Annotated in this window: 20 protein-coding genes; 16 read left to right on the top strand and 4 right to left on the bottom strand. The window is 65.4% G+C overall.

Annotated elements, in window-relative coordinates; genetic code table 11:
- The coding region (locus tag SACSA_RS24415) for an SGNH/GDSL hydrolase family protein (RefSeq protein ID WP_198008952.1) at positions 1-2326 on the top strand (2326 nt) is incomplete at its 5' end.
- A gap of 156 nt (positions 2327-2482) precedes the next feature.
- Here the strand turns inward: SACSA_RS24415 and SACSA_RS0105900 are convergent.
- Both SACSA_RS0105900 and SACSA_RS0105895 read right to left on the bottom strand, forming a co-directional pair.
- Positions 2483-3847 carry a hypothetical protein gene (locus SACSA_RS0105900; protein WP_157596629.1) on the bottom strand — a complete coding sequence of 455 codons (1365 nt, stop codon included), beginning with the start codon at positions 3845-3847 and terminating at the stop codon, positions 2483-2485.
- Positions 3848-4010: 163 nt separating this feature from the next.
- Entirely contained in the window at positions 4011-4970 is a 960-nt protein-coding gene (locus SACSA_RS0105895; RefSeq protein ID WP_028661591.1) for an NBR1-Ig-like domain-containing protein, read from the bottom strand.
- A gap of 276 nt (positions 4971-5246) precedes the next feature.
- Between SACSA_RS0105895 and SACSA_RS0105890 the strand changes: the two genes are divergently transcribed.
- The 13 genes from SACSA_RS0105890 to SACSA_RS0105835 all read left to right on the top strand — a co-directional run bounded on the left by SACSA_RS0105890 (position 5247) and on the right by SACSA_RS0105835 (position 19869).
- Positions 5247-6098, top strand: a complete 852-nt coding sequence (locus SACSA_RS0105890; RefSeq protein WP_019814237.1) for a M23 family metallopeptidase — start codon at positions 5247-5249, stop codon at positions 6096-6098.
- Between the two features lie 31 nt (positions 6099-6129).
- On the top strand, positions 6130-6954 hold the full coding sequence (locus SACSA_RS0105885) for a peptidoglycan-binding protein (RefSeq protein WP_019814236.1): 825 nt from the start codon (positions 6130-6132) through the stop codon (positions 6952-6954).
- A gap of 1174 nt (positions 6955-8128) precedes the next feature.
- On the top strand, positions 8129-11467 hold the full coding sequence (locus tag SACSA_RS24405) for a type ISP restriction/modification enzyme (protein ID WP_157596627.1): 3339 nt from the start codon (positions 8129-8131) through the stop codon (positions 11465-11467).
- Positions 11468-11606: 139 nt separating this feature from the next.
- Positions 11607-12842 (top strand): helix-turn-helix domain-containing protein, encoded by a 1236-nt coding sequence (locus SACSA_RS0105880; RefSeq protein ID WP_019814235.1) that lies wholly within the window; start codon positions 11607-11609, stop codon positions 12840-12842.
- Positions 12839-13414 carry a flavoprotein gene (locus tag SACSA_RS0105875; RefSeq protein ID WP_028661590.1) on the top strand — a complete coding sequence of 192 codons (576 nt, stop codon included), beginning with the start codon at positions 12839-12841 and terminating at the stop codon, positions 13412-13414. The genes SACSA_RS0105880 and SACSA_RS0105875 overlap by 4 nt, the downstream gene beginning before the upstream one ends.
- A 107-nt stretch (positions 13415-13521) precedes the next feature.
- The gene (locus SACSA_RS0105870; RefSeq protein ID WP_232212867.1) at positions 13522-13809 is read left to right on the top strand and encodes a hypothetical protein; all 288 of its coding nucleotides are present in this window, start codon (positions 13522-13524) and stop codon (positions 13807-13809) included.
- A gap of 66 nt (positions 13810-13875) precedes the next feature.
- Positions 13876-14340: a hypothetical protein gene (locus tag SACSA_RS0105865; protein WP_019814233.1), complete on the top strand. Its 465-nt coding sequence runs from the start codon at positions 13876-13878 to the stop codon at positions 14338-14340.
- Between the two features lie 24 nt (positions 14341-14364).
- Positions 14365-14616 (top strand): hypothetical protein, encoded by a 252-nt coding sequence (locus SACSA_RS0105860; protein WP_028661589.1) that lies wholly within the window; start codon positions 14365-14367, stop codon positions 14614-14616.
- 93 nt (positions 14617-14709) lie between these two features.
- A complete protein-coding gene (locus SACSA_RS0105855) occupies positions 14710-14949 on the top strand; it encodes an AMED_5909 family protein (protein ID WP_232212848.1) in 240 nt (79 codons plus the stop codon).
- A gap of 268 nt (positions 14950-15217) precedes the next feature.
- Positions 15218-16720 carry an FtsK/SpoIIIE domain-containing protein gene (locus SACSA_RS0105850; protein ID WP_028661588.1) on the top strand — a complete coding sequence of 501 codons (1503 nt, stop codon included), beginning with the start codon at positions 15218-15220 and terminating at the stop codon, positions 16718-16720.
- Positions 16717-18357: a replication initiator gene (locus SACSA_RS0105845; RefSeq protein WP_019814229.1), complete on the top strand. Its 1641-nt coding sequence runs from the start codon at positions 16717-16719 to the stop codon at positions 18355-18357. The genes SACSA_RS0105850 and SACSA_RS0105845 overlap by 4 nt, the downstream gene beginning before the upstream one ends.
- Before the next feature lie 22 nt (positions 18358-18379).
- Positions 18380-18574 (top strand): helix-turn-helix transcriptional regulator, encoded by a 195-nt coding sequence (locus SACSA_RS0105840; protein WP_019814228.1) that lies wholly within the window; start codon positions 18380-18382, stop codon positions 18572-18574.
- 32 nt (positions 18575-18606) lie between these two features.
- Positions 18607-19869, top strand: a complete 1263-nt coding sequence (locus tag SACSA_RS0105835) for a tyrosine-type recombinase/integrase (RefSeq protein ID WP_028661587.1) — start codon at positions 18607-18609, stop codon at positions 19867-19869.
- A 46-nt stretch (positions 19870-19915) separates the two neighbouring features.
- On the opposite strand, the gene trhA is transcribed toward SACSA_RS0105835, so the two are convergent.
- Positions 19916-20599: a PAQR family membrane homeostasis protein TrhA gene (gene trhA, locus SACSA_RS0105830; RefSeq protein ID WP_019814226.1), complete on the bottom strand. Its 684-nt coding sequence runs from the start codon at positions 20597-20599 to the stop codon at positions 19916-19918.
- A gap of 108 nt (positions 20600-20707) precedes the next feature.
- Between trhA and SACSA_RS0105825 the strand changes: the two genes are divergently transcribed.
- Both SACSA_RS0105825 and SACSA_RS0105820 read left to right on the top strand, forming a co-directional pair.
- Positions 20708-21487: an isoprenyl transferase gene (locus SACSA_RS0105825; RefSeq protein WP_019814225.1), complete on the top strand. Its 780-nt coding sequence runs from the start codon at positions 20708-20710 to the stop codon at positions 21485-21487.
- 350 nt (positions 21488-21837) lie between these two features.
- A complete protein-coding gene (locus SACSA_RS0105820) occupies positions 21838-23292 on the top strand; it encodes a PhoH family protein (protein WP_048876465.1) in 1455 nt (484 codons plus the stop codon).
- A 125-nt stretch (positions 23293-23417) separates the two neighbouring features.
- Here the strand turns inward: SACSA_RS0105820 and SACSA_RS0105815 are convergent.
- The coding region (locus SACSA_RS0105815; RefSeq protein ID WP_028661586.1) for an IMP dehydrogenase at positions 23418-23837 on the bottom strand (420 nt) is incomplete at its 5' end.

Genomic DNA, 23837 nt, shown 5'->3' with positions numbered 1-23837 from the left:
TCGGACACCAGTTACGATCAACTGGGCCGAGGCCGACTGTGGCTACGGTGTCACCCAGGTCACCGACGGGATGCGCCTGGCGGGCAAGGAACGCCCCGGCGAGACCGCGATGCCGTATCAGACCCAGCGTGCCGTGGCGCTGGACTTCGCCGCCAACATCGCCGCAGGCCTGCGGATTCTGACCGAGAAGTGGAACCAGACCCGCGACGCCGGCCTGACCATCAACAACGGCGACCCTTCCAAGATCGAGAACTGGTTCTACGCGGTGTGGGCGTACAACTCCGGGTTCTATCCCGACAAGGGTGACGGTTCGGCCTGGGGCGTCGGCTGGTTGAACAACCCCGTGAACCCGATCTATCCGGCCAACCGCCAGCCGTTCCTGGACGTCACGTACGAAGACGCCGCCCACCCGCAGGACTGGCCGTATCCGGAGAAGGTGATGGGCTGGGCAGGGCACCCGGTCGAGGTGCTCGAAGCCCCCGGCGAGCTGGTCGCGGGCTACCGGCCTGCCTGGTGGAACGGGACCGAGGAGACCGCCCCGATTCACCGGGCGAATGTCAAGCCACCGGTGACCCAGTTCTGTGACGCCAGCAACGACTGCCAGCCCGGGGAGAGCTTCACCCCCAACGCCCCCGAGGTCGTCGGCGAACCCGCGGGCCCGTGCGCGCACACCAACAGTTCGGGCCAGTACGACCTCAAGTGCTGGTACCACGAACCTTCCACCTGGAAGGAGGATTGCGACTACTCCTGCGGCAACGAACTGCTCCGCTTCGACCCGGGCTATGCCTACCAGGAGGACGCCACCAGCTACCCGCCCCGATGTGACCTGTCCGGGTTGCCGGACAACGCGATGGTGATCGACGACGTCGCCGACTCCGTGCCCTCCATCCGGCCGAACTGTCCGCGAAGCTGGAGCAACGCGGGCGATTTCGAGTTCCATTTCGACCAGGCGGCCGACGGCACCTATCCCGGCAAGATCGACATCCATCAGATCGGTGGCGGATTCGGCGGGCACTTCTGGTTCTCGCACACCCGTAAGGCCGATGCCGAGGGTGGCAGGCTGAAGGCCACCGGGACGTGGTCGTTCGATCAGGCGGTGAACGGCTGGGCGCGGGTGCTGGTGCACATGCCGGATCACGGTGCGCACACCCAGCAGGCGCACTACCAGATCGATACCGGGAGCGGCCAGTTCACCGAGGACCGCTATCTGTCGCAGGGCACGGAAGCGCACAAGTGGGTCTCGGCCGGGGTGTATCCGTTCAGCGGGAATCCGCGCGTGCGGTTGTCCTCGGTGACGCAGGACGGCTACGGGGAAGAAGACGTGGCCTGGGACGCGGTGGCGATCCAGCCGTTGCCGGACAAGCCGGAGCACATCGTGGCCGCGCTGGGGGACTCGTTCGCCTCGGGTGAGGGTGCCGGTGATTACTACACCGAGACCGACAACAACCATGGCACGCCGCGGTGGGCCGCCTGCCGCCGCAGCGCCGACGCGTGGGCGCGCAAGATGGTGCTGCCGGGAACGAGTGAGTCGCTCGGTGCCAAGGCGGACCGGTTCGACCCGGAGGCCGAACTCGGGTTCGTCGCGTGCTCCGGCGCGTTGACCCACAACGTGCTCGGCGACACGCAACCCGGCAACTGGTCCGACCCGGACGCCTACGGCAAGGGTGAAGGCCAGTTCCGGGAGATCGCCCAGCTCAAGTCCGGAGTGCTGACCGAACACACCACGCTGGTGACACTCAGCATCGGCGGCAATGACGGCGGATTCGCCGACGCCATGGGCGAGTGCGGCGTCGGGGACTGCAACAGCGCCGAGTTCTACGACAAGTACAAGGCCAAGATTCAGGACATCCAGCCGCGCATCGAAGAGGTACTGCGCAGAATCGCGGAACGCGCTCCGAACGCGCGGATCGCGCTCATGGGATATCCGAAGATCTTCGAGGCCGAGTCGTGCCCGCAGAAGGCTACTCTGTTCACCAGCTACGAGGCGAAGAGGATCAACGGGCTCGCCATCGTGATGCGCGACGAACAGGTCAAGACCGTGCAACGCGTCGCCGCGGACGGGATCGACGTGACCTTCGCGGACCCGTTCGAACGGTTCGAGGGCCACGGCCGTTGTTACTCGGAGGCGTGGTTGAACGGAGTCTCGTTCAGCGCGAACGGGGAGGGTGACTTCCACGACGGTGACGGACTCAGCACCTGCTTCTGGTGGCCCGGCGAGGACGGGTGCCTGAGCCGGGAGTCGTTCCACCCCAACGACGCGGGCACGACCGGCTACGCCCGCGTCATGGAGACACGGCTGACCGAGATCGGCTACGGCGGTGCGTAGCCACTGAAGTGGGCCGACGCCCGCGTTCGGTCGGGGTTTCCCGGCTGAACGCGGGCAGGCTCACCATGACGACCGCGGCACACGCCTGATCGAGTCGCTTTCTCGTCCTGCTGGACACGAACGTCGTGCTCGGTCGCTCTTACTTCGGTTCTGTGATCAGTCGGCCAGTTCCTTGGGGATCGTCGCGTAGACCATGCGTTTGTTCGGGTGTTCGGCGACGGTCCACATCGCACCGAGCGCCACGCCACCGACTCCGTCCTCCCAGTGCGAGAGGTCCTCCGGGCCGATCGCGGCGGACTGACCCGTCTCCATTCGCAGCATCTCCTCCGACGGCGACGTCGTCGCCGACTGGTACAGCGTGCCGACCGTGTCAGGGCCGCGGCTCTGGCTCAGGTACCAGCGGTCGTTGAAGCGGACCGCGCCCTGGATGTTGCTGACCGGGAGCATGTGGGCGGCGTCGGCCTGCCAGCGGTAGCCGGTGTCGGTGATCTGCTCGCCGTCGCCGTCGACGGCACCGGCGATCGGCCACGTGGCGACCCGGCCCCAGACCTCGGAATCGGAGTAGTTGCAGTACTCCCCGGCGACCATGTGGTCGAGTCCGCTGCGGTCGAGGCCCGCGTAGGAGAACGCCATGGCCTGGTCGTCGGTGGTACACCGCTCACCCTTCGCGGCGGTGACGGTCCACGAGGCCACCTGCGGCATGACGTAGCGGTACCCGTGGCCGTGGTAGGTCCCGCTTCGCCTGCCGATCTTGTCGCGGTCCTGGGTGCTGCCGTTCTCGGCGGCGCCGAGGTCGTAGATGTGGCGCATGTCGAACACGCGGAACCCGCGGCCGGTGTCGGCGACGTACAGGAAGTTGCCGTACCAGACGATCCCGCCGCCGTGCAGGGAGTTCGCCCCGCCCACCTGCTTGGTTCGCAGGCTCATGTAGCTGGGGTTGTCGTAGGAGTTGATGGTCGGGTAGACGAGCAGGACGTGCCGGTACCGGCCGGTGTCCGGGTCCATGAACGAGACGCGGACGCCCTTCTCGATCTCGTCCTCGCCGTCGTCGACTCCGTCCTTCGTGCTGCTGTCGTACCAGGAGATCAGAACGGGCTGGTTGTCCTCGCCCCAGTACTTGTCGTCCTGCGCGTCGGCGATGGTGGTGACACCCTGCGGGTACCACAGCTTGGTGGAGTTGTCGCCGGGGTTGAAGCACACGCTCCGCGTGAGCCTGCGGAGCACGCCTCCTTTGCCGTCGTTGGCCGCGTCGTCGTTACAGGCCTCGTACGTGCCGACCTCGCCCTGCCGGTTGGCGTCGGCGAGGAGGCGTCCCACCCCGGCGCGGGGGAGTTCGTCATCCAGTCTGGCGACGCGGTTCTTCAGCTCGTCGCCCATGGCGTTGGGGCGGAGCTCGAAGTTGGCGAAATCGAGCGTCGGGTCGGCGGCCTGGCTCGGCGCCGTGTGGGCGGGTACTGTGCCTGCCAGCAGGCCGAACGCGGCCATACCCGCGATCAGAACGCCGCGCCGTCGTCTACGCATCCCAGTGGTGTCCTTCCGTATTCGGCTGTGTCGCGGTGCCCGGTAATGTGACTCCTGGGCACCCCCGACAGCCTGGCAAAGTCAGGCACCCGCCGGGAGGAAGGCGCCGAAGACAACACGAGTGGACCAGTTCAGCCCCGTGCCGCACCGCGAGAGGTCTCGGCTACTCGGCGCGGACGCGGACCTCGAAGTAGATCGGGCGGTATCCAGGCAGCAGGAGCTGACCGGACTCGTCGACCATCTTCCAGTGGACCTTGCACGCGGCCGGTGCGGCCGACGGAGCGCGTACGTCGACGCTGATGGTGACCTCCTGTCGCGGGGCCGTGTCGTTGATCGGAATACGCTCCGGTGTCTGGCAGTCGTTCGGTCCGACCGGCAGGTCGATCCGTTGCAGAAAGCGATTGTGCCAGTGAACGGAACCGCTGTTGCGAAGTTTCCAGGTCTTGACGAATTGCTGATCCGGTCGCACTACCATCCCGTCGGGAATCGTGACGTCGCCGAGGAACTCGCTGGCATCGCCGGCGTGCAGCGTGCCGCCGTACCGTCCCTGCGCGGCGAGGTCGTCCCCGCCGGGAACCACCCACACGAATGCGGCCACCGCCACCACGGCCAGTCCCGCGCTCAGCGGTACGCGCAGTCCTCGGCGACGCCACCAACGCCGCCGCCCTGGCACGGGACCCTCATCCGGGCCGTGTTCGGGGTGGTCGGCCGGACCTGAGCGGAGCTCGTCGGCGGCAGGGCCGTCGATCGGTTCCGGGGCGGGGTCGTCGCGGGAGTCGTCTTCGGACGCCCCGTCGCTGCCGGTCTCCTCGGGACGATCGCGCCCGTGGACCGGACCAGCAGGGGTGTCCGCGTCGCCGGAGAGCGCCAGCCGGGTTCGTTCCCACCGCGCGTGCCATTCGGCCTCGTCCCCGTCGCAGGCACGGATGAACTCGCGGACGGTGCCCCACGGCTGGAGTCGGCGCCCGGTGAGAGTCAGGTGCAGCGTCGCGTGCGAGACGGCCCCGGAGCGGGCCGCCATCTGCCGGAAGGACGGCTCACCCGCCCGCTGCCGGAGTCGTCGAAGTTCGGCGATGAACTCGTCGAGCGCCGCGGGTCGTGGCGTCCCGTTCGGAGCGGCCACAGTTACCTCCCGGTCCCTGTCCTACGACCACCACAACCACGCCGTGTCAGGTTGACACGAGGATTACTCACTCACCGTTCGCGGACATGATCTTAGCAGTCGCCGGCCCAATATCGGGTTTTTCACCTGCGAAAACAACGGTGTCGGAAACGCGTTCGCCGCGTGTCCAACGTGGGTCCGGTTGTCACGACCGGCGTCAACCGGGTATCGGACACCCACCCCGCCCGGCGAGGGTGGTCGCCACGGGAAATGTCCGACCCAATCGTTGGAGGAGACATGAGAATCGCCCGGTCGTTGGGCGTCGCGCTCACCGCCGTGGCCACCGCGCTGGCCACGGCGGTGACCGTCGGGGCACCGCAAGCGTCGGCGGCTCCCAACTACAAGATGCCGTTCCGCTGCGGCTACACGGCCACGGCCGCCACGTGGTCCGGCCACAACCCCGCGTACGCCGTCGACTTCCAGAAGAGCGGCATCACCGGGGACGCGGTGCTCGCCTCCGCCCCGGGCACGGTCTCCCGGGTGGCGAACGAGGGCAGCACCAGCTACGGCCGGTGGATCGAGATCAACCACGGTAACGGGCACAGGACCCGCTACGCGCATCTGTCGTCCCAGCAGGTCAGTGTGGGGCAGAACGTGTCCACCGGCACCAAGATCGGTGAGGCCGGGGCGACCGGGGGCGTCACCGGACCGCACCTGCACTACGAACAGCGCTACAACGGCGTGGCGCGCAAGGTCACGCTCAACGGCAGGAGCGTGCCCTACTACGGCAAGACGACGTTCACCAGCCAGAACTGCGGTGGGGGCGGGAGCAACCCGTACACGCCGAGGGAAGTCTGCGGTTCCAACTACTCGGTGATCAACAGCCACGGGCTCGGCGGCAACGGCAGGGTCTACCTGCTCTACTACAACGGCTACAACTGCGTGGTCACGCTGAAGCACACGAAGGTGGGGACCCCGAGTTCGACCTCGGCCTTCCTCGAACCGCAGGGCGGCACGCGGGCCACCGACTCGGGACAGTTCAGTTACTACGCGGGCCCGGTCAAGAAGTACGCACCCGGCACGTGCGTGAAGTGGGGCGGCTCGGTGGGGGGCCAGAGCTACACCAGCCCGTTCCAGCACTGCGGCTGAGCGTTCCTACACCCGGGGTAGAGGAGCAGTCATGCGCAAGTTGGCCGTGGCCGTCGTGGTCACCGCCCTGAGCGGTGCCGCGTTCACCGGCGCGACGACGTCGAGTGAGGCCACCGCGGCGGTTCCCACGGTGAGCATGGAAGCGGTGATCAAGGCCGCCATGTGGGACCCGTCCAAGCCGAACCAGAACATCACACCCGGCTCGGGCGAGAGCGTCCTGCGCGTGGAGCAGGCGCTCGCGAGCGAGAATCTGCTCGCGGACGCCTACGTCGACGGGCATTTCGGCACCGTCACGGTGGCCGCCTACCAGGACTGGCAGGAGTCCCTGGGCTACAGCGGGCTCGATGCCAGCGGGCTGCCGGGCACCACCTCGCTGACCCGGCTCGGGCAGGGCCGTTACGACCTCACCGAGCTGGTCACCATCGGGTCGCGGACCACGATGGACGGGCATACCGTCAACAAGCGCACCGCGGACATGATCAGGGCGGCACAGCGCCGGGCGGGCGTCGACTTCGTGCTCACCCAGGGTTCGTACAACCCGGGTGGCGACCCGTCGTCGGCGGGCACCCATGACGGTGGCGGTGTCGTGGACATCTCCGTGCACAACCTGCCGAGCCCGTGGCAGGCGGTGAAGGCGTTGCGCGAGGTGGGCTTCGCAGCGTGGCACCGCACGGAGAGCCAGGGGCCGTGGCCCGCGCACATCCACGCCGTCGCGGTCAGCGACACGGCCCTGTCGCCCCCTGCGTGGGATCAGGTCGGGGACTACTTCGAGGGCCGCAACGGCCTGGCCAACAACGGCCCGGACGACGGGCCGCAGGTCGAGAAGGTGACCTGGGAGGAGTACCAGCGCGGCTGAGTCGCGACGGCGCTGATCGCTCGGGTGGGGCGCACGGCTTCGGTCGTGCGCCCCACCTCGCCTAGGCGTCCGGTGACCGTCGCGGCGGTGTCGCGGAAAGGGCCAGAGGCAGCGGTCGCAGCGAGGAACACGGGTCGCCGCCCTCCCCTCGACATGGAGAAGCGAAGTTGCTACGACGTGCTCATGCCTGGAATCCCCCCAGAGAGCCCCGTGACCACAGTTCGCGCGTCCCGAGTCGAATCGAGCACGGGGAGCGCTTCACGGTCGTCCGCGGCAGCACGCCCACGGTCGAGACAACCCCTGCTTCCGGGCGTGCGTATCAAACGCGGCCCGAGATCGCCGCCGCGGTCGCGAGGCTGCCGCCGGTGGACGCGGCGCGGCTGCGGATGGAGCTCGATGCCGTGGTGGACGGCGGACTCGTGCGCGATGACTGAGGCTATCGGGGCAAAACCGGAGGTGGCCGCGATGGTCCGTGCCGGTGTGCGGCCTCAGCCGGGTGACGTGTGCTGGTTCGACCTTCCCGACGGGTAGCCGTTCGGCCGGAAACCCCTGCTAGGCGTACATGGCCAGCCAGATCGCGATGAACTGATCCCGGGGTCCGGCCGACCTGCCGTTCACGTGTAAAAATCGGCTTTGACCTGCGGGAATGCTTGTCATCGTTTCTCGCGGGTTCTAGGTCGTTCCGGGGCTCATACGGCCTGGAGACGGCCTGGCGCGAGCCTGCCCACTCGTCCCCCTCCATTCCGACACACAGCCCAGAACGCGGCCGGTGGTGCCGTGTCAAGGGTCGAAGATCGCGTCAGCGACGCGGTAGCGCCCTTGACGCGGTGCCACCGGCCGTTGTCACGATCGGGTGTCGGGGTGGAGGATGCTCGTAACGACGCGCTCGCGCTGAGCGACCGAGCGGGTACGACGCTGATTTGGGGGAGGGTTGCCCGTGCTCTACGCGGACATGCGCGCCGCCAGTGCGCGGCGCTCCCAGCCCACTGCGCGGGCCGTTCCGCCCGGCCGGTGGGCGGAGCGGAGCGGGAGCCCACCGAGCCGGAGCGGATGCGGCCCCCAGCGCGCCAGGACGGCCGCGAGCGCGCCGCCGCTGGCGGCGCGCCTTGATCTCATAGAGCCAAATTCGGCAGTACAGTAGCTTTGCATCGATGTCTTTAGGCAAGGAGGAGATGTGCCGGATACAGTCGGCTATCAAAAAGCGCTACGCAAGGTAGCCGCGTTAGGAACAGCTACTGAGCATAGCTACCGACCGGCACTTAAATCCTATGTTGAGTCATATATTCAGGGTGTAGACGCTTTGAATGAGCCGAGGCGTGTTGTAGCTGGCGCGCCTGACTATGATGTAATCAAAAACTACGGCGGTATCCCCAGGTCGATTGGAAAAATAGAAGCCAAAGATTTGGGGGCACCTTTAATAAAAGTTATAAGGGACAGCGATCGATCGGCTCCTCGGACGGCACTTGGAAGGCAGTTACGACGTTACCGAGACGCTTTCGATAACTTGCTTTTTACGAACTATTTAGATTTTTATTGGTTTCGTAATGGTGAGTTGCAGCAGAGTGTAAGCATAGGAACCTATTCAGGCGGAAAACTTTCCTTTGAATCGCAACAAGAACCGGCTCTTGAGCGAATTATCGGTAGTTTCCTGAATATTGATGGTGAGTCAGTAACAAGCGCGAAGCATCTAGCTGAGCGCATGGCAAAGCTTACTGCGGTACTCGATGGCCTTGTGTCATCTTCGCTTGAACGTAATACTGCGTCTGATGAGATTCAATCTCTCAAGAAGGCGTTCGAGACAGTCCTCGTGCCTAATCTTACAACCAAACAGTTCGCTGATATGTTTGCGCAGACCCTTGCCTATGGTTTATTCGCAGCGCGCGTGAACTACACCGGACCTTCGGATAAATTTGTTCGTTCATCTGCCGCTACTGCAATACCCCGCACAAACCCATTCCTCCGGAAGCTATTTGCGCTTATCGCTGGCCCAACCCTCGATGATGAGCCTTTTGTCGGGATTGTAGACGATATTGCTACTTTGCTGGCTTATACTGACATGTCCATGGTTCTGCGTGATTTTGGCAGTGAGTCGCGTGCGGACCCTGTTGTCCATTTCTATGAGACTTTTTTGAGTGAATACGATCCTGAGTTGCGGGAGGTTCGTGGCGTCTACTATACACCCCAGCCTGTCGTTAATTACATCGTACGATCAATTGATCGAGTTCTCATCCAGGAATTCAGCCTTGTTGAAGGCCTAGCTGATACATCAAAAGAACCCGATGGAAGCCATAAGGTTCTTTTACTGGATCCCGCGTGCGGAACTGGTACGTTCCTGTACGGTGTAGTTGACCTGGTCCGTGAGCGTATTCGGGAAATGGGGTCTGGTTTTTGGTCGGCATACGTACGTGACCATCTCTTACCTCGCTTGTATGGTTTCGAAGTAATGATGGCGCCGTATGCGGTTGCCCATATGAAAATGGGGATGCAGATCGGTGGGCTTGATCTCCCTGAGCATGAGCGGTCGTCCCTGGCGTATGATCTTGATCGAGACGACCGATTTGGTATCTACCTGACGAATGCCCTGGACGCGTCAGAAAAGCAGGCTGACATCCTATTTGGTCAATTTGTCTCAACAGAAGCGAATGCCGCTTCGGAGGTAAAAAAAGACAGGCCTATAATGGTCGTCCTCGGAAATCCTCCCTATCAAGGTCAGTCTGTAAACCCAGATTGGCGACTTGAAAAATCGAAGTCGGGAAAACGGGGACAAAAGACCCGTGTGCCAACATTTATTGGTAAGTTGCTCGAATCTTACTTCGAGGTGGATGGGGAACCACTAGGTGAACAAAATCCTAAGTGGTTGAGGGATGATTATGTAAAGTTTATTCGGTTTGGGCAATGGCGTGTAGAAGAAACCGGAAAAGGTGTTCTCGCATTCGTCACGAATCATTCGTATCTCGACTCGCCAACTTTTCGTGGGATGCGCGAAAAGTTGGCCAGGTCGTTTGACGATATTTATATTCTCAATATGCATGGCAGTCTGCGGCGACGTGAAAAGAGCCCTGATGGTTCGGTTGATGAGAATGTCTTTGACCAGATCCAGCAAGGTACCGCGATAGCGATTTTTGTAAAGAAGAAGCGGTCTGGGGATCTTGGGCGTATCCACTATAATGATATGTGGGGCACCAGGAGTACTAAATACGACTGGTTGAGTTCTAATACTATAGACTCGACATCTTGGGAAACTTTCGTTCCGAGTTCACCATTCTACTCCTTTAGGCCTGAGGATGCCGATGTGCGGAAAGAGTGGGAGTCAGCACTATCGCTAATTGAGATATTTCCAACCTACTCGACTGGTATCGTTACTCATCGTGATTCATTAGTTGTCGATACGCGGGAGGAAAGGCTCCGTGCTAGAATTGATGACTTTTGTAATCCAGCGCAAAGTGTAGACGAGGTACGGGCAAAGTATTTCGGAACTAAAAGCCGGACAACAAGTTCTGGCGTTGTATACCAGGCTGGCGATAACCGCGACTGGCAGCTCAATAAACAGCGGCCTTTGATCCAATCTCAGAAAGACCAAGGTGACTGCTATGTAACTCTCTCATTCCGTCCTTTCGACAACCGTAGTCTTTTTTACTGTCGACACGCGATCGACAGTATGAAATATGAAGTTATGCAGCATATGTTGAAGACCGATAATATTGGATTGGTGTCGGCACGTAGTAACAAATCGTCAGTCCAGGACCAATTTTTTGTCTCGGAGCACATTACCGAGGTTAAGCTGGGTGAAGCCACAACCGGTAGTGTGCTCTTTCCGCTATGGGTAATAAGTGATGACGACGGCACGCTATTTAGCGTACGTGAGACTGTGACTGCTAACATATCCGCCCAGGCAAAAGGCCGGGTTAAGGATTTGTTAGATTTCAAGTTTCTTGAGCGTCCGCACGGTGATTTAGAATCCACGATTGGCGCTGAAGACTTTTTCAGTTATGTATATGCAATTGTCTATTCGCGAGGGTATCGTGTCAGGTATGCAGATTTTCTGCGAAAAGATTATGCGCATATACCAATAACTTCGGACAAAGGATTATTTCGTGACCTTTGCCGGGTTGGATCAAAGCTTTCAGAGCTTCACCGACTGCGGGTAGCGGTTGGCTCAACAAGTTTCCCAGTTTCCGGAACAAACGAAATTGCACCTGGCTTCCCTCGTTGGATTGAATCGGGTGACGCCGCGCCAGACGGACGAGGTGAGGTGTCACAGGACAGACTGTATCTTAATAGAGATGGCGGTCATAACAGCAGTGGCCAGTATTTTTCGGGTGTTTCTCAAGAAATGTGGGAGTTTCGTGTTGGCGGTCACCAAGTACTGAGTAAGTGGCTTAAGAGTCGGCAAGGTGACTCGTTGACGTATGACGAACTTCGGAACTTTCAGCGCGTGTGTAGTGCCATCAGTCGTACTATCGAACTGATGGACGAACTAGACGTTTTGGTGCCAGCATGGCCAATTACGTGAAGAAGTTATGAATTTCATTCACTTCATAGTGAATAATTTGATTTTTTGATTGGAGATTTAGGTAGCCCGACGAGTAAGGTGTGGTCTCGTGCTATCGGGGACCTCCCATTGGGCACTACGGCCCCGTATCCTCAGCGACATGCGGGGTGCTGGTGAGGACCTGAGCGTCGGTGAGCGGGTGGCGTTCTATCGGCGTCGCCGTGGCTTGTCGCAGGCTGTGCTTGCTGGGCTGATGGGGAAGTCTGAGGACTGGGTCAGCAAGATCGAGCGTGGTGAGCGGCAGGTCAACCGGATCGATGTCGTGGTGGAGCTGGCGCGGCAGTTGCGGGTGACGTTGAACGACCTGCTGGGTGAGCCGGTGTTGTTCGAGGACGAGGACGACAACGACGATGTTCCGGCGGTGCGTGACGCGCTGATGTCTCCGCAACGGCTGTCGCGGACCTTGTTCGGTGACCGGTTGCAGCCTGAGTACGTGGACCCGGAGCCGGTGGCTCGGGTGACCGAGGAGGCGTGGAACCAGTACCAGCACGGCAAGGTGGGGCACGTCGTGTCGATGCTTCCGGGTCTGATCAAGTCGGCGCAGCAGTTGGAGCGTGGTGCTGCTGGACGGCCGAACTACGCCCGTCGGGCGTTCGCGGTGTCGGCTCGCATTCATCACTTGGCGGCGACGACGCTGAGCAAGATCGGTGAGGCGGACCTGTCGTGGATCGCGGCGGAACGCTCGATGCAGGCGGCCGATCAGTCCGAGGATGCGCTGGTGCTGGCGTCGGCGGCACGAGCCGGGACTCATGCGCTGCTCGCTGTCGGCCGGTTCGATGAGGCGTTGAGCCTGGGGGAGACCGCGGCTCGGTGGATGACGCCTGAGCTGCGGGACGGCAATCCCGGCGCGTTGAGCCTGTACGGGATGCTCTACCTGCGCACGGCTGTGGCGGCTGCGCGTCGGCAGGATCGGCGGACCGCGACCGAGCTGCTGGGACAGGCTGATGCGGCGGCGAAGCGGCTGGGTAGGGACGGGAATTACTGGCAGACCGGGTTCGGCCCCTCGAATGTCGAGTTGCATCGCCTGTCGGTGGCGCTGGACTTGGGCGACGTGGCGCACGTGGTGGATCGGGGCCAGGCGGTGCGACCGACCCATCTGCCTGTGGAACGGCAGGTCACGCACGCCATTGATGTGGCTCGGGCGTTGAGCATGCTCGCGCGCGACGATGAGGCGGTTGAGGTGCTGTTGGACGCGGAGCAGAAGTCCCCGCAGTTGGTTCGCCACTCCTCGACAGTGCGGGAGGTCGTGCGGACTGTGTATCGCCGTGCGCCGGTCAGCAACGGTGCCTCGTCGCCGCTTCTGGGGTTGGCTGAGCGTTGCCGGGCGGTGCGATGAGCACGCGGACACTGGGGCTCATCGGCTCGGCTGCTGGTGGGCTGGAGCGTATCCGGTCGTCGCTGGTGGAACCGGCGCTCGCACGCGGTTGGCGGGTGGCGGTGACGCTGACCCCGACTGCCGGCACGTGGCTGGAAGCCAGTGGGGAGCGGGCACGCATCGAGCAGGTCACCGGCTTGCCCTGCCGGGTCGCTCCTCGGCTGCCGAGTGAGTCGAGCCCGCATCCGCCGATTGATTGCTACCTGGTGTGTCCGGCTTCAGCGAACACGGTCGCGAAGATGGCGCTTGGCTTGGCGGATAACCAGGCGTTGACCACGGTGTGCGAGGCGATCGGCTCTCGGGCGGTGCCCGTGGTGGTGTTTCCCCGGATCAACGCGGCCCACGCGCGTCAGCCCGCGTGGGACTCTCATATCGCGGCGTTGCGGGGTGTCGGGGTGCATCTGCTGATGGGCGAGGAATACTGGCCTCTGCACGAGCCCCGCAGCGCCCCCGGTAAGGACCTTCCTTGGGAAAAGGTCCTCGACGCGGTGGATCGCATTTCTCCTGTTCACGGCTCGTCCAGTACTGACTGATCACGGACCCGGACAGTTTGTCCGGGTGGTCTGGACGATTCCGGGTTTTCCTGGGTGTAGCGGCCCTGATGGGTGGGCTCGACCAGGAAGGAACGAAACCCGTGAGCATGTATGTGATCGTCCAGCCCTCCGCTGGGGACGGTGCGGAGGTCGTGGAACCGACCCCCGGCGTCCGCCAGCTCATCGTCGGCGTCGGTAATGCGGCGCTGAGTGTGCAGGTACCCGCCAGGCTCGGCGGCCCTGCGGACGCGGCTCGTTTCGCCCGTGGATTGTCCAGCGCGGCGCTGGACTTCGCCGAATGGTGCGAACAGCAAAGCCTCGGGCGGCATCGGCTGGGCGATCCCTACAGCAGCGGCCCTCCTTCTGGTTCCTGGCCCACAGAGGGTGGCGACTGAGTCGTCTCGCCACGGTCGCGGCAGAACAGGTCAACCAACCGAGAGAGAAAGCACGGGAGAAGGCGAATGGCGATCCCGAAGGGTCACCGGTTTCCGATCGAGTTCGATGAGGCGTTTCCGCAGGGGTTGGTGATGGTCGGTGAGGTGTCGCCGGATACGGAATACCAGTCGCGCGAGGATCGGGCGATGGGCAAGCCCGCTCGTCAACGAGTGGATGAAGCGACGGGGCTGCTCCAGTGGAAGGTCACGGTGACCGATCCGTCGGAGTCGAACGCGAAACGGGCTTCGTTCGAGGTGACGTTGGTGGCGAAGGTGCAGCCGGTGCCGCCGACGTCGGAGGCGTTGCCGGGGATGCGGCCGATCGAGCTGGAAGGCCTGACGGCCGAGCCGAAGGTGGCCGGGAACGGGGAGTTCAAGTACCAGTCCTACGTCTTCCGGGCGACCGGATTCAAGGCCCCGGCAGCGGCGGGCGGCGGACGCTCGGGCAAGCCCTCGGCGTCGGGTAGCGAGTCCTCGGCCAAGGCCGCGTGAGCGTCACGAAAGGGTGCGTGAGTAGTGCCGTTCAATGTGACGTTCAGTCCTGGTCCTGCGGCGGTGGCGGGGACGCGGACGTTTTGTTTCGTGGACGAGTCGGCGACGTTGGTGGTGTATGCGGACCCGGATTGTCTGACGATCGAGACGCCGCGTGATCCGGTGTTGTGGCCGGAGTTCGCGAAGTTCCTGCGCCAGCTACGTAACGCGGCTGACGATCTGGTCGAGTGGCTGGAACGTGAGTCCACGTGTCCCGGCATGGAGCAGCAGGAGTGATGGTGACGGCACGGAGGCGGGCGCTGGTGGGGTCTGCCTTCGTGCCTGTTCCCGTCCGTTTCCGTCGAGTCACAAGGAAAGGGGGTGACAGGCGTGGCTGAGGATGTGGGGCCGGTGCCGCAGGTGCGGACGTTGATGCAGGCCCATGAGGCGTTGGTGGCCGAACGGCCGGAGTTGAACGCTCCGGCGAAGACATGGCGGCGGTATTACCTGCGCAGTGCGCGGGTGTATGCCGAGGTCGCCGAGATCGACCGGGGCCACCACCACGAAGCCCTGTACTGGGCCGATCGGGAGCGGCGCAAGGCCGAGGAACTGGAGGCCCCGGCCCAGTAGAGCAACACACGGAGAGGACAACACACACGGGAGCGTGCGGGCCGTGGGCTCGTGCGGCGGTCCCGCACGCTCTCCTTCACATCCTGTTCAGGCGCAGAAGCGGTTTCCCTTGGCTGCCAACCATTCGGCCGCTTCTGCGCTGTCCACACCAGACGGAGTAGACAGTGAATACCCTAAACACAGGCTGTGGGTGCCTGTCAACCAGCCACCCCGACACACTGACTGATCGAGTGCTCGCCGGTGCGCCCCGGATCGGGGGTGAGCGCTGATGAGCGTACGTGGTTCGCGTTGGGTCGATCCGGCCCCGTTGGAAGTCGTGCGGCCTCGCCTGCCGTGGTGGACGCTGCTGCCCCGGTGGGTGCAGCTTGCCGCGTTGCCGGTGGTGCTGGTCGGGCTGGCCTGCTGGCTGCTGGTGCAGGCCGGGCGCCTGTTGTGGCGTTACCCGCTCACCCTGGCGGTGGCGGTGTTGGTCGGCTGGGTCCAGGCCGCTTTCGGCGGGCCGGTGCTGGCGTTCACGCTGCTGGCCGTGGTCGTGGTGCTCGGGTTGTGGTGGCGGCTGCACCGCGACTCCTTCGCCCGCGTGGCGCTGGCGCAGGTGCGCACGGAGTATCGCCGGTTCGGGGTGTATGCGTGTCAGTGGCGGACGGTGATGCGCCTGTCCGACCTGGTGAAGCGGGACCGGGGTAAGGAGTATCGGCCCCGGCTCGGGCTGGTGCGGTCGGAGGGCTGGCGTGACCGGGTACGGGTGCGCATGGTCACCGGCCAGGCTCCGGAGCAGTGGGAAGCGCACGCCTCCGGGCTGGCGCACGCCTTCCGGGCGCAGTCCTGCCGAGTGCGGGTGCGCAAGCCGGGCCGGTTGGAACTCGACCTCATCCACCGTGACCCCCTGGCACGTCCGATCCCGGCACCCGCGCTTGTAGAGAAGCCGGAGGCAGTGGACCTCAAGCGGGTCACCGTCGGCCGCACCGAAACCGGGCGGCCCTGGCGCGTCCGGCTGGTCGGCCGTCACTTGCTCGCCGTCGGCGCCACGGGCGCGGGCAAGGGCTCACTGCTGTGGTCGATCGTGTGGGCACTGGCCCCGCTGATCCGCGCAGGACGAGTGCAGCTCATGGGGATCGATCCCAAAGGCGGCATGGAGCTGGGCCAGGCTCCGGAGGTGTTCCAGCGGGTCGTGTTCGACAACGGCCCCGACGCCGTGGCCCTGCTGGAAGAGATCGCGGCGACAGTGAAGGAACGGGCGGCGCGATACCGGGGCATGCTGCGCACGTGGACACCGGCCACGGGGGACCCGTTCCTGCTGTTGGTGATCGATGAGCTTGCGGATGTGTTGGCGTATCAGCCGGATAAGCAGTTGCGGGAGCGGGCGAACCGGGCGGTACAGACCATCACCAGCCAAGGCCGCGCCCCCGGCGTCGCCGTCGTGGGCCTGGTCCAAGACCCGCGTAAAGAGATCGTGTCGTTCCGGCACCTGTTCCCGACCCGTGTCGCGCTGCGCCTGGATGAGAAAACCCAGGTGGACATGGTCCTCGGCGACGGGGTGCGCGAGCAGGGCGCGGCGGCGCATGAGATCTCCGAACACACCCCTGGTGTGGCCTGGGCCAAAGAAGACGGCAAACGGGAGCCGTTCCGGGCGCGGGCCTTTCACGTCACCGACACCGACCTGGACGCCCTGGCCACCTCCGTGGCGGGGCGGTTGGTGCGGCGGGCGCAGGTGCTGCCCTTCCCCGACCGCGACGACAGCACGGGTTGGAGTGGGGGTGCGGCGGCATGACCGTGACCTCACTCCCCAGCGATGTAACCGGCCACACGCGGGCACAGCGCATGCGGCAACCCCTCTCCACCGACGTCATTACGGCGACGGCGGAGAAGCACGGGGTGTGTGTGCGGCCGTTCACCATGGAAGTCGGTGATCCCGACACCGGTGAGTTGCGCTATGTGGCCGTGCCGTGTGGCTCCACGGTCGAGTCGGTGTGCGGGCCGTGTGCGCGTAAGGCGAAGGCGTTGCGGCAGACCCAGTGCCGTGAAGGCTGGCACCTGGACACGGAGCCTGATTTCACCCCTGAGCCACCCAGCGCCGAACAGACGCAACTCTTGGAGTACCGGGCGGATCTCGTGGCGGCCTATCGGCAGGCTCTCGCCGAGGGTGCGGAGTGTGACGCCGAAGAGGTCCGCGAGGAAATCCGCGGGGTGGATGAGGAGTTGCGGGCCTCCGGGGTGCGGGGCCGGTTGCCTGCGGTGGACCCTCCGGCGGCGCGGCCGAAGAAGCGATCCACCAAGCGCAGGCAGGACGCGCCGAACCTGCCCCGGCGGCGGGTGGAGAACCGCACCATCGGGCGGGAGTATGCGGGGCGGTTTCGGCCCTCGATGTTCGTCACCCTCACCCTCGACACCTACGGGCGGGTGCGCGAGGACGGCACTCCGGTCGATCCCGGTAGCTACGACTATCGGCGGGCGGCGCGGGATGCGGTGCACTTCTCCGCGCTGGTGGATCGCTGGTGGCAGAACCTTCGCCGGGTCGTGGGATGGGAGGTGCAGTACTTCGCCACCGTCGAACCCCAGCGGCGGGCGGCTCCACACCTGCATGCCGCTGTCCGGGGATCGATTCCGCACGAGATCGTCCGGCAGGTCACGGCCGCGACGTATCACCAGGTGTGGTGGCCCGCCCATGACCGGCTCGTCTACGGCGGGGAGCGGGTGCCCGTGTGGGACGCGGACAGAAGGGTGTTCGTGGACCCGGACACCCGGCAGCCACTCACCGGCTGGGACGAGGCGGTGGAGGCAGTCGAGGAACCGGCGCATGTGGTGACCTTCGGGAGGCAGGTGCACTCCAAGGGCATCCTCGGCGGCACCACCGAAGCCGGGCGGCACATCGGCTACCTGACCAAGTACCTCACCAAAGCCACCGGCGAAGTCGTCGAAGCCACCAGCCACCGGCAGCGGCAGCACCACGACCGGCTGCACGCCGAACTCGCGGTCACGCCGTGCTCGCCCCGCTGCGGGGTCTGGCTGCTGTATGGCATCCAACCCCTCGGTGCGGGTGCGAAAACCGTGCCAGGACGGTGTAAGGGCCGCGCGCACCGGCGCACCACCCTCGGGCTACCGGGGCGGCGGGTGCTGGTCTCCCGCAAGTGGTCGGGCAAGTCCCTGGCCGACCACAAAGCCGACCGCAAGGCGTTCGTCCGCGACATGCTCGCCTCGATCGGCATCGAGAAACCTGAACAGGACACCTCACGGCTGATCTGGCGCAAGCTCGCTCCCGGCGATCGCAACGTCCCGCCGAGGGCGCACCTGCTCATGCGCGCGATCGCTGAGCGCATCACCTGGCGTGCCGAATACGACCGGGCACTTCTGGCGGCGCAAGGACCACCAGGCCGACCAGAAACTTCGGCAACTCCACACGCAGCCTGAACAACAACGGGGGAGAAGCAGCTTGGGCAAGGTCGCCAACGTCGAGCGGTTGTGGACGATCGAGGAGGTCTCGGCCTACCTCGGCATCCCGGTCAAAACGCTCTACCAGTGGAAATGGCGGGGTGAGGGGCCGCCGGTGCGCAAGATCGGCCGCCATCTGCGCTACGACCCGGCCAAACTCCGCGCCTGGGTCGAGGCGGCGGATGAGGCGGCGTGAGTTTCTTCGGCAATTTTCGATTGGGGGTTTGAGTGGGGCATATTCAGGATCGGTGGTATCGGGCGAAGCGTGATCCGGTGACGGGTCAAGTGGTGGTGAACGCCAAGGGCAAGCCGGTGATGGAGCGCACGGAGCTGTACGGCAAGGGGATGCGCTACCGGGTGCGTTATTTCGATCCGGACGGCAATGAGCGGGCGAAGACGTTTCCTGATCGGCAGAAGAAGCGGGCCGAGGACTTCCTGATCGCGGTCGAGTCGGATAAGCGGGAGGGTAAGTACGTCGATCCGCGTGCGGGTCGGGTGTCGTTTCGGTCGGTGGCGTTGCGGTGGGTGGAGGCGCAGACGTTCGACTACACGACGCGGGAGCGGGTGCAGAGCCGGGTGGCGACGCATCTGTTGCCGTTCTTCGAGGGACGGTCGATCGGGTCGATCAAGCCGAGTGACGTGCAAGCGTGGCTTCGCTGGTTGCAGGATCGCCAGGTGGCCTCGACGTCGCGGGTGCTGTACTTCTCGCATTTGGTGTCGGTGTTCAGCTTCGCCCAGGAGGACAAGCTGATCGTCACCAATCCGGCGCGGTCGCGGAGTGTGACGCGGCCTCGGGAGGACAACGCGCGGGTGCGGCCGTGGTCGGGACAGCGGGCTCGGGCGGTGCTGGAGGCGATGCCGGAGCAGTACCGCCCGGCCGTGTGGCTGGCTTCCGGGCTCGGGTTGCGGTCGGGGGAGGTGTTCGGGTTCTCCCTCGACGACGTGGACCGGGACCGCAACGTGGTCCGTGTGCGGCGGCAGGTGCGGTTGGTGGAGAACCGGCCGGTGTTCGCGCCGCCGAAGCGGGGCAAGACGCGGGAGGTGCCGATCGGGGCGGCGCTGCTGGATGATCTCGACGCTTATGCGGAGCGGTTCCCGCCGACGCCGGTCACGCTGCCGTGGCGACATCCCTCGGGTGAGCCGGTGACGGTGACCCTGTTGATGGTCAACGCCGAGGGCGGGCCGGTGCGGCGGACGACGTTTCGCACGTCGGTGTGGCTACCGGCGTTGAAGCGGGCGGGGATCGAGTCGCCGACGCGGGCGGACGGGATGCACGCGCTGCGGCACCTGTACGCCTCGGTGCTGCTGGACGCGGGCGAGTCGGTCAAGGCGGTCTCGGAGTACCTGGGCCACGCGGACCCCGGTTTCACGCTGCGGGTGTACACGCACCTGCTGCCGTCCAGCCACGAGCGGACCCGCAAGGCGGTGGATGCCTTCTTCGGGACGGTGCTCGACGGCCTGGACGGCCCGGACGAAGACCAGGCGGCGTGACGGCCTGACCACGGCCTGATCTTGGTCCGGCCCCCGGAAATCCCTGCTAGGAGTACATGGCCAGCCAGATCGCGATGTAGTGCGAGATCGCCGCCGCGACCGTGCAGGCGTGGAAGAACTCGTGGTAGCCGAAGGTCTTCGGCCAGTAGTTCGGCCAGCGGACGGCGTAGAACACCGCGCCGAGTGTGTACAGCGCGCCACCGACCAGCAGCAGCACCAGGGCCGCGACCCCGGCCGACGCCGCAAGCTCCGGGAGGACGAAGATCGCCACCCAGCCCAGCGCGATGTAGATCGGCACGCCGAGCCAGCGCGGCGCGCGCGGCCACAGCATCTTCAGCGCCACGCCGGCGATTGCGCCGCCCCACACCACGCCGAGCACGACGTACCCGGTCGGCTGGGACATCGCCAACAGCGTGAATGGCGTGTACGTCCCCGCGATGAACAAAAAGATCATCGAGTGGTCCGCGCGCTTCATCCACTGGTAGGCGCGGGGGCTCCAAAGGCGCCGGTGATACAGCGCACTGACACCGAACACGCCCAGCACGGTCGCGCCGTAGACCGACGTCGCCAGCGCGGCCCGGCCGGACACCGTCGAAGCGGCCAGCGCGATGAGCGTCGCTCCCGCCGCGACGGCGCCGAAGAAGCTCCAGAAGTGCAGATGTCCCCGCAGGCGTGGGCGGCTTTCCGGCCCGTTCGTCGAGTCTAGTGTCGACTGGGAGTCACTTCGCATCGCTACGCTCACGGCCTCAAGGCTACGGAACCGTAGGTTGCCGTGCACACGTCCAACGGTGGAGGACGGCGTACGTCACCTCAGCCGCCAGGCGTACGCTTCCCGGACGTGAGCCTCCGGTCGTTCCTCTCCAAGGTCGTGTACACCGCCTACTCGTGGCGCCTGCGCCAGCAGGCGGCCGGGCGGCGCCCCCGGCACATCGGCATCATCCTCGACGGCAACCGTCGCTGGGCACGCGAGGCCGGGTTCACCGACGTCAACGGCGGGCACCGGGTGGGCGCGCAGCGGATCGTGGACTTCCTCGGATGGTGCCGCGAGTCGAAAGTCGAGGTCGTCACACTGTTCCTGCTCTCGAACGACAACGTGCGCAACCGGTCGAACGGGGAGGTCGCCGCGCTCCTGGAGATCATTCCGGACGTCGTGGACGAGCTGGCCAAACCGGGCAATCCGTGGAAGGTCTCGATGGTCGGCGCGCTCGACACGCTGCCCACGGAGGTCGCGGCCCGGCTCACCGCCGCCGCGCAGCGCACGGACAACCGCAACGGCATGGTGGTCAACGTCGCCGTCGGCTACGGCGGCAGGCAGGAGATCGCCTACGCCGTGCGCAAGCTGTTGCAACAGCACGCCGACGAGGGAACGTCGATCCACGAGCTCGCCAAGATTCTCGACGTCGACCACATCTCCGAGCACCTCTACACCTCGGGCCAGCCGGACCCGGATCTGATCATCCGCACGTCGGGGGAGCAGCGGCTGTCCGGCTTCCTGTTGTGGCAATCGGCGCACTCGGAGTTCTGGTTCACCGAGGCGTACTGGCCCGCGTTCCGGCGGGTCGACTTCCTGCGTGCGTTGCGTGACTACGCCGTCCGCAATCGCCGGTACGGCGCATGAACGGAGTATGAATTCCTCGTCCGGTCACCCGGTGTTGTGACAAACACTTACCAAACGTGAGTTTCACAATCCCCGATTCACCTACCTGGCTGCCTGCGTGGAGTGCTTCACGAGGGGTAGCTTCCGTGGTGGCGGCGCACGAACCCAGGTGCGTCGTCACGGGAGGCCCTGGTCGTGGCAGTGCAGGAACGAACGGCGACGCCGTTTCCGAGACGCACGAGGGGGCCGGCACCGGGCCCTCGTGACCGTGTGCCCTGACGCCTTCCGGCGTCGAGGTTCCGGTCAGCCAGGGCGGTGCCCGGCCCAGCGAGTGCGGGCGTGGTGCCAACGCCCACGAGGGAGATGCCGTCGTGACTGCGCAGCGTTTACCCCGAAAGGCCGCCGGCCGCCCAGCCGGACGTGCCCCCGGCACCGCCGGAACCACCAGTGCCACCGGCACGGACGGGTCCACCAGTGCCCCGGGCACGGTCCGAAGCTCCGCCTCCGAGGAGTGCACCGATTCGTCCCTGCGCACGTACGTGCTCGACACGTCGGTGCTGCTGTCGGACCCCTGGGCGATCACCCGGTTCGCCGAGCACCCGGTGGTGCTCCCGCTCGTCGTCATCAGCGAGTTGGAGGCCAAGCGCCACCACCCGGAACTCGGGTGGTTCGCCCGGGAGGCGTTACGGCAACTGGACGACCTTCGGCGCACACACGGCCGTCTTGACGCGCCGGTGCCCCTCGGTGACGAGGGCGGGATGATCCACGTGGAGCTCAACCACTCGGACCCCACCGTCCTGCCGCCCGGTTTCCGCACGGACTCGAACGATCACCGCATCCTGGCCTGCGCGCTCAACCTCGCCACCGAACGCAGTGCCGTCACCCTGGTCACCAAGGACATCCCGCTGCGGGTCAAGGCCGGGGCCGTCGGACTGACCGCCGACGAGTACCGCGCCGAGGAGGTCACCCCGTCGGGCTGGACGGGTATGGCCGACCTGGACGTGCCGCAGGAGGCCATCGACGCGCTCTTCTCCGGCGGTGAGGCCGATCTCGCCGACTACGGCCGCCCTGAGGCGGCCGAGCTGCCCTGCCACACGGGGCTGAGGCTGCTGGCGGGCACGACGAGCGCGCTGGCGCGCATCACACCGGACAAGCGGGCGCGGCTGGTGCGGGGCGACCGGGAGGTGTTCGGCCTGCACGGGCGTTCGGCCGAGCAGCGCATCGCCCTCGACCTGCTGATGGACCCCGACGTCGGCATCGTCTCCCTCGGCGGACGAGCGGGCACGGGCAAGTCGGCGCTCGCGTTGTGCGCGGGGCTGGAATCCGTGCTGGAACGGCAGTGGCACCGCAAGGTGGTGGTCTTCCGCCCGGTGTACGCGGTGGGCGGCCAGGACCTCGGCTACCTGCCCGGCACCGAGGGCGAGAAGATGCAACCCTGGGCCCAGGCGGTGTTCGACACCCTCGGCGCACTGGTCAGCCAGGAGGTCGTCGACGAGGTCTTCGACCGGGGCATGCTGGAGGTTCTGCCGCTGACCCACATCCGGGGACGGTCGCTGCACGACGCGTTCGTCATCGTCGACGAGGCGCAATCGCTGGAGCGCAACGTGCTGCTCACCGTGCTCTCCCGCCTGGGCAGCGCGTCGCGCGTGGTGCTCACCCACGACGTCGGTCAGCGCGACAACCTGCGCGTGGGCAGGCACGACGGCGTCTCGGCGGTGATCGAGAAGCTCAAGGGGCACCCGTTGTTCGCCCACCTGACGCTGACCCGCTCGGAACGCTCGCCCATCGCGGCGCTGGTCACCGAGATGCTGGAACAGCACGGCTGACCCACCCGCCCAGGCGGGAACGACGCGTTCCCGCCTGGGCGGCCTCGGCGAGTTGCCCCTCGTGGCCCGCGAGTTGCCCCTCGTGGCTCGGCGAGTTGCCGGTCACGGCTCTCGCGGGGCGCCCGTCACCAGCCCGCGGGCAGGGGACGGCCCTCGGCGAAGCCCGCGGCGGACTGCACGCCCAGCACCGCCCGCTCATGGAACCGCTCCAGTGTCGACGCGCCCGCGTAGGTACAGGCGGACCGCACACCCGCCGTGATGGAATCGAGCAGATCCTCCACGCCGGGGCGCTGCGGGTCCAGCGCCATCCGCGACGACGAGATGCCCTCCTCGAACAGGGCCTTGCGGGCGCGCTCGTAGGCGTTGTCGGTACGCGTGCGCGCGGTCACCGCCCGCTTCGAGGCCATGCCGAACGACTCCTTGTACGGCCGGCCGTGCTCGTCGTGGCGCAGGTCGCCGGGCGACTCATGGGTGCCCGCGAACCACGAGCCCACCATCGCCGCCGACGCGCCCGCCGCGAGCGCCAGGGCGACATCGCGCGGGTG

The organism is Saccharomonospora saliphila YIM 90502 (genome assembly GCF_000383795.1).
Classification (GTDB): Bacteria; Actinomycetota; Actinomycetes; order Mycobacteriales; family Pseudonocardiaceae; genus Saccharomonospora; species Saccharomonospora saliphila.
Note: the sequence above shows the minus strand (reverse complement) of the source record. Positions and strands in the feature narration are given on the sequence as shown.